This window comes from Leclercia sp. GLN_9 (genome assembly GCF_043105735.1).
GTDB lineage: Bacteria > Pseudomonadota > Gammaproteobacteria > Enterobacterales > Enterobacteriaceae > Enterobacter > Enterobacter adecarboxylatus.
Genome location: NZ_JBICLV010000017.1, coordinates 498,240 through 513,914, shown reverse-complemented (window position 1 = coordinate 513,914; position 15,675 = coordinate 498,240). Strand labels below are relative to the sequence as shown.

At 59.6% G+C, this 15,675-nt stretch carries 18 protein-coding genes; 5 read left to right on the top strand and 13 right to left on the bottom strand.

Features of this window, described 5'->3' with window-relative positions:
* Nucleotides 1–4 precede the first annotated feature (4 nt).
* Nucleotides 5–1,441: a purine-cytosine permease family protein gene (locus ACF8PE_RS13265; protein ID WP_392494970.1), complete on the bottom strand. Its 1,437-nt coding sequence runs from the start codon at nt 1,439–1,441 to the stop codon at nt 5–7.
* A 216-nt stretch (nt 1,442–1,657) separates the two neighbouring features.
* Between ACF8PE_RS13265 and ACF8PE_RS13260 the strand changes: the two genes are divergently transcribed.
* From ACF8PE_RS13260 to ACF8PE_RS13245, 4 genes are all read left to right on the top strand, one after another.
* Complete coding sequence (locus ACF8PE_RS13260) at nt 1,658–2,230, top strand: HutD family protein (protein ID WP_059307683.1); 573 nt, start codon at nt 1,658–1,660, stop codon at nt 2,228–2,230.
* Complete coding sequence (locus tag ACF8PE_RS13255; RefSeq protein WP_392494969.1) at nt 2,223–4,496, top strand: FdhF/YdeP family oxidoreductase; 2,274 nt, start codon at nt 2,223–2,225, stop codon at nt 4,494–4,496. The genes ACF8PE_RS13260 and ACF8PE_RS13255 overlap by 8 nt, the downstream gene beginning before the upstream one ends.
* Nucleotides 4,497–4,602: 106 nt before the next feature.
* Nucleotides 4,603–5,010, top strand: coding sequence for an MbcA/ParS/Xre antitoxin family protein (locus ACF8PE_RS13250; protein ID WP_051915989.1), 408 nt, complete (start codon nt 4,603–4,605; stop codon nt 5,008–5,010).
* Complete coding sequence (locus tag ACF8PE_RS13245) at nt 5,007–5,702, top strand: RES family NAD+ phosphorylase (protein ID WP_392494968.1); 696 nt, start codon at nt 5,007–5,009, stop codon at nt 5,700–5,702. Before ACF8PE_RS13250 ends, ACF8PE_RS13245 begins: the two co-directional genes overlap by 4 nt.
* 7 nt (nt 5,703–5,709) lie before the next feature.
* On the opposite strand, the gene ACF8PE_RS13240 is transcribed toward ACF8PE_RS13245, so the two are convergent.
* From ACF8PE_RS13240 to ACF8PE_RS13230, 3 genes are all read right to left on the bottom strand, one after another.
* Nucleotides 5,710–6,111: a YybH family protein gene (locus ACF8PE_RS13240; RefSeq protein WP_392494967.1), complete on the bottom strand. Its 402-nt coding sequence runs from the start codon at nt 6,109–6,111 to the stop codon at nt 5,710–5,712.
* 129 nt (nt 6,112–6,240) lie between these two features.
* Entirely contained in the window at nt 6,241–6,564 is a 324-nt protein-coding gene (locus ACF8PE_RS13235) for an AzlD domain-containing protein (protein WP_103792048.1), read from the bottom strand.
* A 1-nt stretch (nt 6,565) separates the two neighbouring features.
* On the bottom strand, nt 6,566–7,300 hold the full coding sequence (locus ACF8PE_RS13230; RefSeq protein ID WP_032611376.1) for an AzlC family ABC transporter permease: 735 nt from the start codon (nt 7,298–7,300) through the stop codon (nt 6,566–6,568).
* Between the two features lie 113 nt (nt 7,301–7,413).
* On the opposite strand from ACF8PE_RS13230, the gene ACF8PE_RS13225 reads away from it, so the two are divergent.
* Entirely contained in the window at nt 7,414–8,250 is an 837-nt protein-coding gene (locus ACF8PE_RS13225) for an AraC family transcriptional regulator (protein ID WP_392494966.1), read from the top strand.
* A 122-nt stretch (nt 8,251–8,372) separates the two neighbouring features.
* Here ACF8PE_RS13225 and catA read toward each other — a convergent pair whose 3' ends face one another.
* From catA to ACF8PE_RS13180, 9 genes are read right to left on the bottom strand one after another with little or no spacing between them, the layout of a single operon-like run.
* Nucleotides 8,373–9,299 carry a catechol 1,2-dioxygenase gene (catA, locus tag ACF8PE_RS13220; protein WP_059307679.1) on the bottom strand — a complete coding sequence of 309 codons (927 nt, stop codon included), beginning with the start codon at nt 9,297–9,299 and terminating at the stop codon, nt 8,373–8,375.
* Nucleotides 9,300–9,350: 51 nt separating this feature from the next.
* The gene (gene catC / locus ACF8PE_RS13215) at nt 9,351–9,635 is read right to left on the bottom strand and encodes a muconolactone Delta-isomerase (protein ID WP_077227085.1); all 285 of its coding nucleotides are present in this window, start codon (nt 9,633–9,635) and stop codon (nt 9,351–9,353) included.
* Between the two features lie 12 nt (nt 9,636–9,647).
* Entirely contained in the window at nt 9,648–10,763 is a 1,116-nt protein-coding gene (locus ACF8PE_RS13210) for a muconate/chloromuconate family cycloisomerase (RefSeq protein WP_155166955.1), read from the bottom strand.
* Nucleotides 10,747–11,526 carry a 3-oxoadipate enol-lactonase gene (gene pcaD, locus ACF8PE_RS13205; RefSeq protein WP_155166956.1) on the bottom strand — a complete coding sequence of 260 codons (780 nt, stop codon included), beginning with the start codon at nt 11,524–11,526 and terminating at the stop codon, nt 10,747–10,749. The genes ACF8PE_RS13210 and pcaD overlap by 17 nt, the downstream gene beginning before the upstream one ends.
* Nucleotides 11,527–12,189 carry a 3-oxoacid CoA-transferase subunit B gene (locus ACF8PE_RS13200; RefSeq protein WP_130588643.1) on the bottom strand — a complete coding sequence of 221 codons (663 nt, stop codon included), beginning with the start codon at nt 12,187–12,189 and terminating at the stop codon, nt 11,527–11,529.
* A 9-nt stretch (nt 12,190–12,198) separates the two neighbouring features.
* A complete protein-coding gene (locus tag ACF8PE_RS13195; RefSeq protein WP_077227082.1) occupies nt 12,199–12,885 on the bottom strand; it encodes a 3-oxoacid CoA-transferase subunit A in 687 nt (228 codons plus the stop codon).
* Nucleotides 12,882–14,207: an MFS transporter gene (locus ACF8PE_RS13190; protein WP_077227081.1), complete on the bottom strand. Its 1,326-nt coding sequence runs from the start codon at nt 14,205–14,207 to the stop codon at nt 12,882–12,884. Before ACF8PE_RS13190 ends, ACF8PE_RS13195 begins: the two co-directional genes overlap by 4 nt.
* Before the next feature lie 24 nt (nt 14,208–14,231).
* Entirely contained in the window at nt 14,232–14,726 is a 495-nt protein-coding gene (locus tag ACF8PE_RS13185) for a flavin reductase (RefSeq protein WP_059307674.1), read from the bottom strand.
* 10 nt (nt 14,727–14,736) lie between these two features.
* Nucleotides 14,737–15,669: a PDR/VanB family oxidoreductase gene (locus ACF8PE_RS13180; protein ID WP_151585068.1), complete on the bottom strand. Its 933-nt coding sequence runs from the start codon at nt 15,667–15,669 to the stop codon at nt 14,737–14,739.
* Nucleotides 15,670–15,675 lie beyond the last annotated feature (6 nt).

The following is a 15,675-nucleotide window of genomic DNA, read 5'->3' as shown; positions in this document are numbered from 1 at the left end:
ACCCTTACCTGCCTGTTGCCGGATAGATGGTCTGTTCCGGCAACACCCGGCGATCAAAACGTCTGAAGGCATAGTACAGCGCCGCAGTGCAGAACCAGCCGATGATCCACGACACATCGTTGTCGGCAAAAATCCAGGTCAGCGAACCGTGGTAGAGCGGGTTCTCGATAAATGGCAACTGGATCAGTACGCCCACGGCATACACGCTGATACCAAACATATTCCAGTATCCGTAGCGTTGGCGGGGATCGAACAGCGCCGGAATATCTACGGCTTTACGGGAAATAATGAAGTAGTCGGTCAGGCTGATGGCACTCCAGGGTACAAAGAACGCCAGCAGGAACAGCAGGAAATGGGTGAAGTGTTTCAGGAATGCGGGTTCACTGAGCAGTGCAATCACGCAGGAGATGGCTACCATCAGCACCACAAAGATCACCCGGCTTCTCTGGCTCAACGTGGTCTGGTTGCGAAAACCGGACACGATGGTCGTCAGTGACATAAAGCTGCCGTAGGCGTTCAGGGTAGTAAAGGTGATTTTGCCGAAGCAGATGGCAAAGTAGATCACCATCGCCATTGCTTCACTTTTACCCAACCCGACGATATAGCTCACCTCATGTCCCTTAAAAGCGCTCCCGGCAATCGCCGCGGTGATCACTCCCAGCGTCATCGACGCCTGGGTGCCCAGCACCGTACCGCTAAAGACCGAGAAGAAGGTTTTCACGCCCGAGACGTTGCGAGGCAGATAGCGTGAGTAGTCCGACACATAGGGGCAAAAGGCGATCTGCCATGAGGAGGAGAGCGACACCGCCAGCAAGAACATCGGCATCGAGAAGTGATTATTCTGCGCAATCGCCCCCAGGTCGCTGGACATCAGCAGCGCGATAAACAGATAGAGAAACGCCAGCACCCCTACCACGCTCGCCACCTTGCCGAGCTTGTGGATTACGCGATATCCCAGCACCGCAATCACGATTATAATCGCGCTGAACAGGATCATCCCCGCGACGTTCGACACCGAGAGTAATTTCGCCATCGCCTGTCCGGCCAGCACCGTGCCGCTGGCTGAGAAGCCTACGTACATCACGCATACCAGCACCAGCGGGATCACCGCGCCCAGGACACCAAACTGCGCGCGGCTGATGATCATCTGCGGCAGGCCCAGACGTGGCCCCTGCAGGGCATGGAACGACATCACCACCGCGCCGAGTATCTGTCCCACCAGCAGGCCAATAATAGACCACACCACATCGCCGCCCAGCACGACCGCCAGCGCCCCGGTCACAATGGCCGTAATCTGCAGGTTACCGCCAAACCACAGCGTAAACTGACTGAAGGGATGACCGTGGCGTTCATTATCCGGGATGTAATCAATGGAGCGCGTTTCCGATAACCGCGTCCCGTTTTTCTTAGACTGCTCTTCTGAAGACGAAAAAGACGACATAGTTTTCTCTCTGAATGGATGATTAATGACCGCCAGACACCCAGCATGCGTCAGGGCAACGCCACATGACAGATCATGTATATACAACCATTGACATCTGCCCACACGAATCTGATGATGGATTTGTGAACTGAACTGTGAATAATTTGTAATTGTTTTGAAAATTATCTGTAGCGAAGATAGATCATTAACCCCCAATATCAGGGTGAAAAGGATATGATTACGCCCTTCACGTTCGCTTCCTTGCCGGTCACTCCGTGGAAAAACGGGGCGGGTGAAACCCGGGAGATCGTCAGCATTCCCTCTGCAGATGCCCCCTTTCTGTGGCGGGCCAGCATTGCCACGCTTGCCCAGGAGGGTCCTTTCTCCCTCTTTCCTGGCGTCGATCGGGTAATCATGTTGCTCGGCGATGGCGGGCTGTGGCTGCGCGGTGACGATCTGCTTCACCGCCTTGAGCCTGGCGTTCCCTGGGCATTTCCGGGAGAGTGGCGTCTTGCCACCGAGGGCGTCAGCGGACCAGGCCTGGACTTTAACGTTATGACCCAGCGCAGTCGGGCCTCCGCGCAAGTGACAATTGCCACTACCGCTCAGCAACCCGGCGCAGAAGGCATCGCCTTTGTGCTGAAGGGGGACTGGCAGCTCGCCGGAAATCATTACTCTCTGGCCAGCGGGATCTGGTGGCAGGGAGAGACGCCGGGGGCGTTTATGCCACACTCAGAGGAGGCCTCGCTGCTGCTGGCCGACATTCGCCGCCATAATGAGATACCCGACAGGAGTAAAAATGAATAACAACAGACGAAACGTTCCCGGGATCCGCCATTACGCCGGTCCGGCGGGCGGCTGGGGAGCCTTAAAGGCGACGGCAATCGCCGTGCGCACGCAGATGGATGCCTTTGACGCCCCCGCCACGTTGTTGCGCACCAACCAGCCCGACGGCTTTGACTGCCCGGGCTGCGCCTGGCCGGATAAAGAACACAAATCCACCTTCCAGTTTTGCGAGAACGGGGCCAAAGCAGTAACGTGGGAAGCGACCACGAAGCGCGTCACGCCAGACTTTTTCGCGGCGCACACCGTCAGTGACCTGTGGGCGAAAAGCGATTTTGAGCTGGAAGGCTATGGCCGTCTGACCCATCCCATGAAGTACGATCCCCAAAGCGACACCTTTCGCCCGGTAGAGTGGGACGACGCCTTTGCCCGTATCGGGGAGGTACTGCGCGATCTTTCGCCGGATCAGGTGGAGTTTTACACCTCCGGGCGCGCCTCGAACGAAGCGGCGTTCCTGTATCAGCTGTTCGCCCGCGAACTGGGCACCAATAATTTCCCCGACTGCTCCAACATGTGCCATCAGGCCACCAGCGTCGGCCTGCCCCGCTCTATCGGTATAGGAAAAGGCACCGTCTCGCTGGAGGATTTTGACCACACCGAACTGGTGATCTCAATCGGGCATAATCCGGGCACCAACCACCCGCGGATGATGGGCACGCTGCACGAACTTGCCCGCCGGGGGGTACCGATTATCGTCTTTAATCCGCTGCGCGAAACGGCGCTGGAGCGTTTTGCCGATCCGCAAAGCGTCAAAGAGATGGCAACCTACAGCGCGACCGACATCGCCTCAACCTATTACCAGGTCAAAGCCGGGGGCGACGCCGCCGCGTTAAAAGGGATTGCAAAACATCTTCTGGTCCTGGACGCGCTGGATCATGATTTTATCGCCACCCAGACTGAGGGGTTTACCACGTTTGCCTCCGATATCGCCGCCACCCCCTGGGAGGCCATAGAACGCGAGTCCGGCCTGCGCCGCGCCGACCTGGAGAACGTGGCGCAGATCTACGCCGCTTCCAGCGCCACCATCATTACCTACGGCATGGGGATCACCCAGCACAACAAAGGTACCGCCAACGTGCGCCTGATTGCCGACCTGCTGTTGCTGCGCGGCAATTTCGGTAAGCCCGGCGCGGGCATCTGCCCGTTGCGCGGCCACTCCAACGTGCAGGGCAACCGCACGGTGGGGATCACTGAAAAACCCTCAGCCGCCTTCCTTGACCGGCTGGGCACGGTGTTTGGCTTTACCCCGCCAGCTGCGCACGGTCACGACGCGGTGCAGGCCGCGCAGGCGATGATCGACGGCCAGGCAAAAGCGCTGCTCTGCCTGGGGGGCAATTTTGCCGTGGCGATGCCGGATCACGACAAGGCTTTCCCGGCGCTGAAAACGCTGGATCTCAGCGTGCATGTGGCGACCAAACTGAACCGCACGCACCTGCTGGTGGGCAAAGAGACGTATCTGCTGCCCTGCCTGGGGCGCACCGAACTGGATATGCAGCGCAGCGGCCAGCAGTCCATCACCGTAGAAGATTCCATGTCGATGGTGCATGCCTCCAGCGGGAAACTGAAACCGGCCTCCCCTTTCCTGCGCTCAGAACCTGCCATTGTCGCCGGGATCGCCCACGCCACCCTGACAAACAGTAAAACCGACTGGCTGGAGCTGGTCGCCGATTACGACCGCATCCGCGACCGAATTGAACAGACCCTTCCCGGCTTTGAGAACTTTAACGCCCGCATCCGGGTGCCCGGCGGATTCCGTATGCCGCTGCCGCCTACCGAGCGCGTCTGGCCGACGGCAACCGGCAAAGCGATGTTCTCCCTGTTTGACGGCGTAACCGAGAACAGCCCGGGGGAAGGTGAAAACGTCCTGCGTCTGGTGACCCTGCGCAGCCACGACCAGTACAACACCACTATCTACGCCCTCGACGATCGCTATCGCGGGGTTTTCGGTCGTCGCGACGTGCTGTTTATGAACGAAGAGGATATGCAGCAGCAGGGGCTGGAGCATGGCGACCGGGTGGATATCACCACCGCCCTCCCCGACAGTCAGCAGCGCCTCGACGACATCACCGTCGTGGCGTACAACATTGCGCCCGGTACGGTGGCCGCCTATTACCCGGAGGCTAACGTGCTGGTTCCGCTGAACTATCTGGATAAAGAGAGCGGTACCCCGTCGTATAAATCGGTGCCGGTGCAAATCACCCTGCGTTCAAAGGAGATTCGCCCTTTATAAAACGTCACGATCGTCGCCCGGAGCAAAGATGTCTTCACGTAGACATATTTGTATATTTAGTTCATGCTAAGACTATATCAATCACTCTGCGCTGAGGGAGCATCCCATGACGAAGCACCTGAACCTGGACTCTGAAGCCCGCGGCGATCGCGATCTGATCGCCATCAGAGCCGCAATGAATATTCTGGAAAAATGGGGCTGCTCGACAGAGCAGCAGCAGAATATTCTGCAGCTCTCCAGAGCGGCGCTCTACAAATACCGACAGAAAGAGACGAAGACAGCCTCGCTGACTCACGACCAGTTAACCCGAATCAGCTACCTGCTGAATATGCATTCGGCACTGCGCATTGTGTTCAGTAACCCGGAGAACGTCTACGGATTCATGACCATGGAAAACCACAATGCTTACTTCAATGGGGCAACGCCATTATCCCTGATTGAGGGCGGTGAGTTCGGCAACCTGCACGAAGTGGCGAAACGGGTGGACGTGCTGCGCGGAGGCCTCGCCGGATGATCCATCCCGAGATCCCCCGTACCGCGGTGGTTCCCCTCAAGGGCTACCGGCTGCTGCATACCAAGTATCCTGCCATCTATGTCTTCGAAGACGTCGCCACGCCCGAGGCATTCGATGTGTTGTATGAGATCCAGAAGCTCACCAATCCGCGCCTGACCCAGGAGGTGGGCAATCTCGCTCTGCTCCCGCGTAAAGAGTGGGTGCTGGGGATCCGCGGGGCGCACTATGCAATGGCCGCCTTTACCCACGTTAACCCGGACGGTAGCCGCTTTTCGAACGGCGATTATGGCGTTTACTACCTCGGAGACAGCAAAGAGACGGCGCTGGCCGAAATTGTCTACCACTGCCATCTTTACTGGCATAACGTGCCGGATCTGAAGTTCGAACGCTTCGAATACCGCTGCCTGGAGACCGAACTGGAGGGCTGTGCGTTTGCTGATATCACCGGCCTGCCGGATTCATACCCCTGGTATCATCCCACCGACTACCGCGAGCCACAGCAGTTTGGTGCTCGGCTGCGCGTCGCGGGGGAGACCGGAGTGACCTATCGCTCGGTTCGTAAACCTGGCGGCATCTGCTGGGCGCTACTCACGCCAAAACCTATTACCAGCATCATTCAGACCTCTCTGCACCAGATTATCTGGGACAAAGGGATTGTCAGCATCGGACTGGTCACGCCAGTCAGCAAATAAAAGTGCTTCAGGCAGACTCAGCGCCCAGGACAGATGTCCCATAAGAGTTATCAATGGTGCACAGCCAACGATCGTTTTCCAGGCGGAAAACATAGGTTGCACGGCGGGTGATTTCTGTCGTGCCGCCCTGTTCATCCGGGAAAAAAAGATGGGTTTCCATGATCACCAGCGCATCTCCCCCGCCTTCAATGACCTGGATATCGCCCTGTTTCACGATAAGCTGATCCTGAAAATAATCAGCGATAGAAACAAAGGCGTTGCGGATATTATTCTTACCTTTCACGATCATGCCGGGCTTTACGACCAGCGCGGCGTCTTCAGCGTAATACTCCATCAGCGAGTCAAAATCTTTAGCTGAGATCGCCCTGTCACACGACTTGATGATCTGGCAAAGCGGATGTTCGTTCATGTGCATTTCTCCTGGTTAATGACGGCCTGTATTCACTGTACCATCAGCCAGCCCAATATGTAGGCCAAAGACGCGCGACGCCCCGTAGGCCCTCCGATAAGACGCCGCGCAGACCTTACGCTTTATAGACTATTGCGCCAGGAAATACCCCGCCGCGCAGAACGCCACCACACCTGCAATCACCGTAGCGAATAACCCGCGGGTAAGAATGCCCACCAGCGTGGCAAAGGCCGCAGCCAGCAGCGAGATGCTAACCCCGGAATTCGTCATTGCGGGCTTGCTCAGCAGTTCGGCAGCCACCAGCGCGGCCATGATGGCGGTGGGAATAAAGCTCAGCCATTGCAGCATCACCTCCGGCAGACGAAAGCGCGATAACAGTAACACCGGTACGGTACGCATCAGCGCAGTGACCAACGCAGAGGCAAGAATAGTCAGAAGAATATGGCGTTCCATCTTATTTTCCTTTCCGGGTGCGTAACAGCAGCGTTGCCAGCGTGGCGGCAAGGGACGCGGCCACAATCACCACCAGACTGAGGGAACCACTCCCGGCAGTTAACAAGGTAATGACCACCGCAACAGCGATATTGATGCTTTCCAGTACCTTTCTGCGGCTGGCGAACCACATCATCAGGATCAGGCCAATAAACATCGACACCAGGCTGAAGCCCAGCCCCTCCATCAGCGATGCCGGCAGTGTGGTGGCCAGCCAGGCTCCGGTGACACAGGCGATGATCCAGTTCAGCCAGGCGGTAATATTCAGACCCAACATCCAGCTATAGCTGATTTTGCCCTGCGGACTGGCGCGCTGCACCGCCACGCCAAAGGTTTCATCCGTCAGCAGCAACCCACTCACCACTTTTTGCAGGGCCGTGTAGTCGCGAAAAAAGACGCTCATCGATGAACTCATCAGCAGATAACGCAGGTTCACCAGCAGCACGCTCAGCACCACGGACGCCATTTCGGCCCCCGCCGCCCACAGGGAGTAAAACAGAAACTGCGCCGAGCCTGCATAGAGCGCGCTCGCCAGCAGGGCAATTTGTCCGGTCGTAAAGCCGGATAGCGTGCCAATCGCCCCTGCGGCAAAGCCTATGCTCCAGTAACCGGCAATGGTCGGAATACAGGCGGCAATACCGGCCCGAAACTCCCCCGTGGCAGACGCGGGATGCCCGGTATTTAACTTCGTTAACATTATCTCTTCCCTTATATTACTTAGTTCAATAACTATCTTAAGAATCATCAACAATCGCTATAGTAAAATCCTGCTCAGCAGTGAAATTTACTCAGGTTGTGGGAGGCGCGAACGTGGGGCAACAAAAACGCGATGAGATCAGCCTGTGGCGCGACAGTCAGCTGCACGGCGGCATGGAGATCCTGCAAGCCACCTGCTATGAGCACAGCTACCCACCCCATTTTCATGATGAGTTTGTCATCGCTGCCTTTGCCCGCGGTGCGCAGCGCACCCGGGTATGCCGACAAAACGGCATTGCCGCGGCGGGTTCGGTGATGATTATCGCCCCGGGCGAGGTGCATACCGGCGAGGCGGTGCAGCGTGACGAAGGCTGGGATTACTGCGCGTTCTATCCGGGTGAAAAGCTGATTAACGAGGTGGCGCAAACGGTGCTCAGCGGCAAGGGCGACGTGAATTTTGGCCTGCAAGGGATCCGCCACGATCCGCTGATGGCCCGCCGTATGCTCCACGCTGCCAGCGTGATGAAACAGAGTCATGACCCGCTGGAAAAAGAGTGCGTGATGTATCAGATCCTCAATGTACTGGTAGGGCATTACGGGGAGCGCACCGTCAAAGGGTCGCGCCTGAGCGTTTTGCGGGCTGATATTCGCAAAGCGATCGCGTTTTTGCACTCAGCCTACGCCCAGCCCCTGACGGTTAAGGAGATTGCCCAGGTGGCGGGGCTAAGTGAATTCTATTTTATGCGCACCTTTCAGAAGATGACCGGCCTGTCGGTGCATCAGTATCTGACGCAAATCCGTCTGATGCGCGCTAAAGGGCTGTTGGCGAAAGGCATCGGCGCAGCGCAGGTTGCCAGCGATATCGGCTTTTTCGACCAGAGCCATTTGATCAAACAGTTTCGCGCCCATTTTGGTACGACGCCGGGGATGTTTGCCGCGGCGTCGATGTGAGGACACAGCGGGCGCTCTCGGTAAGACGCTTTCACGCACTCAGTTTCTGCGCGCGCAATGTCCGTCCCAAAATAACAAAACCGGGGCCGCTATGCGGACCCGGCCCTTTCAATCCTCAGCAATCACTCCTTAACACGCGCCCGCTTCCCTCTCTCCTCTTCCCCACCGTCTGTCGCTTCCACCAGCGTAAAATTAAAGTTCACCTCCGTATGCTCCCCACTCAGATCGCGCGACTGCGCCACAGCCGGATCTGTCACCTTCACCGGGTCCGCAATCAGCTCCGCCCTCGTCGCGAACGCAAAGTCATCCCACAGATATTCATCGCCGTTCAGGTTGATCTGCGTGGTCAGGTGCTTATACCCCGGCGCCGACACAAAGAAGTGTACGTGTGCCGGGCGGTTGCCGTGGCGACCCATGGCGGTCAGCAGTTTCTGCGTTGGGCCGTCCGGCGGGCAGCCGTAGCCACAGGGTACGATGCTGCGCACGGCGTAGCGACCATCGTCGCCGGTACGGACGCGGCGGCGCAGGTTGTATTCGCTCTGGGACTGATCGAAGAACGAGTAGCCGCCGAGAGTGTTGGCGTGCCAGATATCAACAATCGCCCCGGCCACCGGTTTACCGTGCAGATCGGTCACCTGACCCTGCAGCCACATGGTTTCGGCCTGCTCTTTGCCGTCGTCCATGCGGGCAAAGCCCTCGCTCAGGGGGGCGTTCGCTACATACAGCGGCCCTTCGATGGTGCGCGGGGTGCCCACCTCGTGGCCGGATGCGGCCTCTTTCTCGTCGGCACGCATATCCAGATAGTGCTCCAGGCCCAGACCGGCCGCCAGCAGCGCCGCTTCCTGGCGTCCGCCCAGCTCGTTGAGGTAGTTCACCGCCACCCAGAACTCTTCATCGGTCACGTCGAACTGCCTGATGGTCTTGCACAGGTCGCTCAGCAACTGGTGCATGATGTTTTTCAGACGATCGTTGCCGCCAGTGGAATTTAAGCCGCTGCTGATCGCCAGTAAGGATTCCAGTTCGGTTTGATGCACAGGATTCACAGACATTGCATGTTCCTCTTTGTAGGGTTCAGTTTGTTGTAGTTATGTCGATGACGATTATTCGTTGTGAATGGATGACGGGTGCGCGCACAGGGGCTGCACGCTGATTGCCATCCACGGGTAGAGCGGCAGCGCGGTCAGGATGTCGTGCAGCTCCTGGTTGTCTGCCACGTCAAAGATGCTGACGTTGGCGTACTGCCCGACCACACGCCAGATGTGCGGCCATTTACCTTCGCGCTGTAAGCGCTGGGAGTAGGCTTTCTCTTTCGCTTTGATCGCTTCCACTTCTGCCGACGGCAGCGATGACGGAATGTTGACCGTCATTTCCACTTTAAAAAGCATCGCGTTTTCCTTTTATTGGCGTGCGTAATGACGCAGCTTGTCTTCGTCTATGTCGATGCCTAATCCAGGCCCCTGCGGTAACGTCACCTCTCCCTGGCTGAAATCCAGGGGACGTACCACGATGTCATCCTTCAGCAGCAGCGGGCTGAACATCTCGGTGCCCCACTGCATTTTTACCGTCGACCAGGCGTGCAACGAGGCCACGGTGCCCAGCGTGCCTTCCAGCATGGTGCCGCCGTACAAGGCCACGCCAGCCGCCTGCGCCACGTGCGCCAGCTTCAGGACCTGAGCCGGGCCGCCCGCTTTGGCGATCTTCAGGGCATAGACGCCGGTAAAACCGCCGCTCGCCAGGGCATAGCCGTCATGGCTGGTCGCTACCGCTTCATCGGCCAGAATCGGCACCGCAAAACGCTGGCTGAGGGTGATTAACCCTTGCCGATCCCACAGCGGGATCGGCTGTTCCACCAGGTCGATCCCGCCCGCCTGCAACTGCGTCATCCCTTTGATGGCAGTGGTGAGATCCCAGGCCTGGTTGACGTCCACCCGCACGCTGACCTCATCCCCCAGCGCGGCTTTGATCGCCAGCGCATGACGAACGTCCAAATCCAGCCCACGCGCGCCGATTTTTAGCTTGAAGGTGTCGTGGCGCCCTTCCGCCAGCAGACGTTTACCCTCTTCAATGTCTTTTTGGGTGTCGCCGCTCGCCAGGGTCCACAGCACCGGCAGGCGCTGAGTGAGCGCCCCGCCCAGTAGCGCGCTGACCGGCAGCCCCAGCGCTTTGCCCTGGGCATCGAGGAAGGCGGTTTCGAGGGCAGATTTGGCGAAGGTGTTGCCCTTCACGCTGGCGTTCATCTTCTGCGCCAGGTCGGCGACGCCCTGGAACGACTGGCCGCACAGCAGCGGAGCCAGATAGGTTTCAATCGCGGATTTGATCGCTTCCGGGCTTTCTGCCCCGTAGCTCAGGCCGCCAATCGTTGTCGCTTCTCCCCAGCCGGTGATCCCATTGGCGCACTGCATGCGGACGATGGTCAGCGTCTGGCAACCCATGGTCGCCATCGACAGCCGGTGCGGGCGAATGGTGGGGATATCCACCAGCCAGCAGGCCAGGGATTCAATGGTGATGGTCATGTACAGCTCCTGCGGTTAAAAAAGTCACGACGTGATGGTTAAAAGCGTCCGGGCAGGCCACGTTCGACAGGTGCGAGGCGGGTAAAGCGACCCATTTGGTCTGCTTCGCCTGGGCGGCGAGCCACATGGCGTCCTGCACGGTGGTGACCGGATCGTCCTCGCCGGCAATCACTAGCATCGGGCACAGCATGGCCGCCACGTCAGGACGCAGATCCGCCGCGGCCAGCGCTTCGCAGCAGGCGGCATAGCCTTCGGCCGGGGTGTGGGCGAGATCGTCGATCAGCCGCTGGACTGTGCCGGGGTGCTGCTCGCGGTATGCCGGGGTAAACCAGCGATCCGCCGCCGTGCTGGCGACCGGAGCCATGCCCTGCTGACGCACCGTGGCCGCACGCTGCAACCAGCCTTTGGCCTCGCCGATCTTCGCTGCGGTATTCGCCACCACGATGCGCGAGAAACGCGACGCCGCGTGGCGGTTGAGCCACATTCCGGTCATCCCACCGAGAGAGATGCCGCAAAAAAAGGCGCGCTCAATATCCAGGTGATCCAACAGGGCAATCACGTCCTGCCCCAGCGTTGCCAGGCTGATACCGCTTTCCGGTAACGGAGAGCATCCGTGCCCGCGGGTGTTGTAGCGCAGCACGCGGAAATGTTCCGTCAACGCGGCCATCTGCGGCTGCCACATCTGCCAGGTCGTGCCCAGCGAATTAGAGAGCACCAGCACCGGTGCCTCCTGCGGCCCATCGAGGCGATAGTCCAGATCCATTCACGCCTCCTCGGTTTGGGCGTTCAGGGCAAACGTCAGCGCCACCGGGGTGACGGACCGGAGATACTCTTCGGTCACATCGCCAAAGAGTTCGCGCACCACGATGCCCTCCGGGGTGATGTCCATCACCGCCATATCGGTATAGATGCGGTCGATACAGGCCATGCCGGTCAGCGGGTAGGTGCAGGTGTTGACGATTTTGCACTCGCCCTGGCGGGTCAGATGTTCGGTCATCACATACACGCGCTTCGCGCCAATCGCCAGATCCATCGCCCCGCCAACCGCAGGAATGGAGGACGGCTCGCCAGTGCTCCAGTTCGCGAGGTCGCCGCGCCGGGAGACCTGATAAGCGCCCAGCACACAGATATCCAGATGACCGCCGCGCATCATGGTGAAGGAGTCGCCGTGGTGGAAATAGCAGCCGCCCTGCAGGAGCGTTACCGGCTGTTTTCCGGCGTTGATCAGCTCGGGATCTTCGCAGCCCGGCTCCGGCGCAGGCCCCATGCCGAGAATGCCATTTTCGCTGTGGAGGAAGATCTCGCGATCGGCGGGCAGATAGTTGGCAATGCGGGTTGGCAGGCCAATGCCGAGATTCACATACGCCCCTTCCGGGATGTCGCGGGCAATGCGTTCCGCCAGCTGTTGATGGGTCAGTTTATTCACGGGATCTCCTTATGCCGTCTGCGGCAGGCGGGCCGTCGCCACCGACACCACGCGCTGAACAAAAATGCCCGGCGTCACCACTGCTTCCGGGTCGAGTTCGCCGAGGGCGACAATCTCGCTCACCTGGGCAATAGTGCAGCTGGCCGCCGCGGCCATAATCGGCCCGAAGTTGCGCCCGGTTTTGTCATACACCAGGTTGCCCCAGCGATCGGCTTTCAGGGCTTTGATCAGGGCGAAATCGGCTTTCAGCGGGTACTCAAGAACATAATCTTTGCCGTCGATATGGCGGGTCTCTTTGCCTGCGGCCAGTTCAGTGCCATACCCGGTGGGGGTGAAGATCGCCCCCAGACCGCTGCCGCCCGCCTGAATGCGCGCCGCGAGGTTGCCCTGCGGCACCAGCTCCAGCGCCACTTCACCGCGACGGTACAGATCGTCAAAGACCCAGGAGTCGGTCTGGCGCGGGAAAGAGCAGATCACTTTTTTCACGCAACCGGCCTTCAGCAGTGCCGCCAGGCCATAGTCACCGTTCCCGGCGTTGTTGCTGATAAGCGTCAGCTCCCGCGGCTTGCGGCGGATCAGGGCATCCAGCAGTTCGGCAGGCTGTCCGGCTGCGCCAAAACCGCCCACCATCACCACGGCACCGTCGAAGATGTCGGCCACCGCGCCATCGGTGGCAGCAATCCGTTTGTCAATCATTTGCTTACCTCGTTATTTTTAGTCGTGGCGGGCAGACTGCGTAACGCAATCCATGCCAGCAGCGCATAACCCATCAACAGAAGCGAGACCGGCCACGAGGCGTCGAAGTGCATCAGCAGTGCCACCGCCAGCATTGGCCCCAGGCCACCGGAGAAGATCGAGCCAACTTCATGCCCCAGCGCCAGGCCGGAATAGCGCACGCGCACCGGGAACAGGTCGCTCATGATGCAGGGCTGGGTGCCGATCATCGCCCCGTGGCAGAACGGCAGGCCGAGGAACATCGCCAGCATGATCCAGCCGTAGTCACCGGTGGAGAGCAGCCAGAAGAACGGGAACGCCATCACCAGCAGGCCAATCACGCCGATGTAGTAGACCGGCTTCAGGCCGATGCGATCCGAGAGCGCACCCCAGAACAGGATCGAGAAGAACTCCACCAGCATCGCCAGGGTCACGGCGCTGATGATCTCCCCGGTGCTAATGCCGATGTGTTTCGCGTAGACCACCGAGAAGGTGAAGAAGATATAGGACGCGCCATTCTCCGGCAGGCGCAGGGCGATGGCTTGCAACAGTGCCTTCGGATGCTCGCGGATCAGGACCATCAGCGGGATCTTCTCGTGCTTTGTTTCCGGCTTTGCCTGGCTGAAGGCCTTGCTCTCGCGGATGTTTTTGCGGATGTAGACCCCGACCAGGAAGATCAGGATGCTGAGCAGGAAAGGCACGCGCCAGCCCCAGCTCATCAGATCCTCTTCCGGCAGCTTCTGCACCAGGTAAAAGGCGAAGGCCGAGAGGACAAACCCACCGGACACGCCCATCTGACTCCAGGCGGTAAAGTAGCCGCGACGCGACGACGGGGCGTTCTCGCTCAACATGAGCACCCCACCGCCCCACTCCCCGCCGGACGCCACGCCCTGTAAAAAGCGCAGGGTGATCAGCGAGACTGGCGCCCAGATACCAATCTGGGCATAGACCGGCAGCAGGCCGATGATAAAGGTGGTGGCACCCATCAGGGTCAGGGTCATGATCAGCGTCATCTTGCGGCTGTAGCGATCCCCGATATGCCCGAAGACGATGCCGCCCAGCGGACGGGCGAGGAAGCCCACCGCAAAACCGGAAAACGCCAGCAACGTGCCCTGCATCGGGTCGCCGCCCACCGGGAAGAACAGCGGGCCGAAGACCAGCGCCGCCGCGGTGCCGTACAGGAAGAAGTCATACCATTCCAGGGCATTCCCCAGCACCGAGGCGATGACCAGCTTGCGCAGTTGCTTTGCATCCTGCGAGGCAGCCACCGGCGCGGCGGTTGTTTCAGTCACGACATTGCTCATCAGCGTTCCCCTTATTGTCTGGTTTTACGCTTCCACGTCATGCCCGACGGCATGGTAGCGACGGTTGAAATAGACCAGCCCGCGCGGGGCTTCGCTGATGCGGATCGCCTGCACCTGGCAGTAGAAAACGGTGTGGCTGCCCACCTCATGGCAGGTGTCGATCACGCAGTCGAAGCTGGCGACAGCCGAGCTGAGCACCGGTGCGCCGCTGGCCATCACCTGCCAGGAATCGTACTCAAAGCGCTGCTCGGAGCGCAGGCTGGCGTTGGCGAACACCCCGGAGAGATCCTGGTGGTCACTGGAGAGAACGTTGACGCACAGCGCCCCGTTCTGTTTGAAGTGTGCATTGGCAAAGGAGTTGCGGTTCATACAGACCAGCAGGGTCGGCGGCGCGTCCGTGACGCTGCACACGGCAGAGGCGGTAAAGCCAAATTTGCCCGCCGGGCCGTCGGTGGTAATCACAGAGACCGCACTCCCCAGCTGCGCCATGGCATTCCGAAATTCGGTTTGCAGTGTCATAAGTTCTTCCTCACAAATCGATGACTAAACGGGCACTTTTCGCCCGGGAACAACACAACAAAATCTGGTCGCCGTCGGCTTTCTCTTCATCGGTCAGGTAGTGGTCGCGATGATCCGGCTCGCCTTCCAGCACGTCGGTCAGGCAGCTGCCGCAGATCCCCTGTTTGCAAGAGACGCACACCTTCAGCCCGGCAAGCGCCAGTGCCTCGACGATGCTTTGGTTCTGCAACACCTGCACGGTGATCCCGCTGGTTGCAGCGAAAACCTCGAAGGCCGCGCCGCCGGTGTCCACTTCGGCGCTGAAGCACTCCTGGTGCACCTGCTCCGGGCGGTAACCCTGCCCCAATGCCACGTCGGTGACGGCATTCATCAGGCGCGTCGGGCCGCAGGTGTAGACGTGGGTGTTGGCCGGCACGTCACTCAGTACCGCCGCCAGGTTCAGCCGTTGGGTATCGCTAAAGTGCAGATGCACGCGGTCGGCCCAGGCCGCCTGCTCCAGCTGCGCAATAAAGGCGGCCTGGGCGCGGGAACGGGCGCAGTAGTGCAGGCTGAACGAACGCCCGGCGGCATGCAGTTCCGCCGCCATCGCCAGCATCGGGGTGATACCAATCCCGCCGCCAATCAGCAGGCTGTGGCTGGCGGTTTCGTCCAGCGCAAACAGGTTGCGCGGGTCGCTGACCTGAATCCGATCCCCTTCGCGCAGGGCATGGACTGCCCGCGAGCCGCCCTGGGACTGGCTCTCTTTCAGAATGCCGAGCTGGTAGTGCTGGCGATTCTGCGGGTCGCCGCACAGGGAATACGGACGCACCAGGTCTTCTGCCAGATGCAGGTCGATATGCGCCCCCGCGCGGAAGGCCGGGAGGTCGATACCGTCGGCATGCGCCAGCGTCAGCAGGACCACCTCGCCCTGCAACTCCCGCCTGATAACCTGTAATGTCAGCATGTTGAC

Excerpts from the sequence above, each read along its gene's own strand:
- ACF8PE_RS13265 (WP_392494970.1), bottom strand. The coding sequence starts at position 1,441 with ATGTCGTCTTTTTCGTCTTCAGAAGAGCAGTCTAAGAAAAACGGGACG.
- ACF8PE_RS13260 (WP_059307683.1), top strand. The coding sequence starts at position 1,658 with ATGATTACGCCCTTCACGTTCGCTTCCTTGCCGGTCACTCCGTGGAAA.
- ACF8PE_RS13255 (WP_392494969.1), top strand. The coding sequence starts at position 2,223 with ATGAATAACAACAGACGAAACGTTCCCGGGATCCGCCATTACGCCGGT.
- ACF8PE_RS13250 (WP_051915989.1), top strand. The coding sequence starts at position 4,603 with ATGACGAAGCACCTGAACCTGGACTCTGAAGCCCGCGGCGATCGCGAT.
- ACF8PE_RS13245 (WP_392494968.1), top strand. The coding sequence starts at position 5,007 with ATGATCCATCCCGAGATCCCCCGTACCGCGGTGGTTCCCCTCAAGGGC.
- ACF8PE_RS13240 (WP_392494967.1), bottom strand. The coding sequence starts at position 6,111 with ATGAACGAACATCCGCTTTGCCAGATCATCAAGTCGTGTGACAGGGCG.
- ACF8PE_RS13235 (WP_103792048.1), bottom strand. The coding sequence starts at position 6,564 with ATGGAACGCCATATTCTTCTGACTATTCTTGCCTCTGCGTTGGTCACT.
- ACF8PE_RS13230 (WP_032611376.1), bottom strand. The coding sequence starts at position 7,300 with ATGTTAACGAAGTTAAATACCGGGCATCCCGCGTCTGCCACGGGGGAG.
- catA (WP_059307679.1), bottom strand. The coding sequence starts at position 9,299 with ATGTCTGTGAATCCTGTGCATCAAACCGAACTGGAATCCTTACTGGCG.
- catC (WP_077227085.1), bottom strand. The coding sequence starts at position 9,635 with ATGCTTTTTAAAGTGGAAATGACGGTCAACATTCCGTCATCGCTGCCG.
- ACF8PE_RS13210 (WP_155166955.1), bottom strand. The coding sequence starts at position 10,763 with ATGACCATCACCATTGAATCCCTGGCCTGCTGGCTGGTGGATATCCCC.
- pcaD (WP_155166956.1), bottom strand. The coding sequence starts at position 11,526 with ATGGATCTGGACTATCGCCTCGATGGGCCGCAGGAGGCACCGGTGCTG.
- ACF8PE_RS13195 (WP_077227082.1), bottom strand. The coding sequence starts at position 12,885 with ATGATTGACAAACGGATTGCTGCCACCGATGGCGCGGTGGCCGACATC.
- ACF8PE_RS13190 (WP_077227081.1), bottom strand. The coding sequence starts at position 14,207 with ATGAGCAATGTCGTGACTGAAACAACCGCCGCGCCGGTGGCTGCCTCG.
- ACF8PE_RS13185 (WP_059307674.1), bottom strand. The coding sequence starts at position 14,726 with ATGACACTGCAAACCGAATTTCGGAATGCCATGGCGCAGCTGGGGAGT.
- ACF8PE_RS13180 (WP_151585068.1), bottom strand. The coding sequence starts at position 15,669 with ATGCTGACATTACAGGTTATCAGGCGGGAGTTGCAGGGCGAGGTGGTC.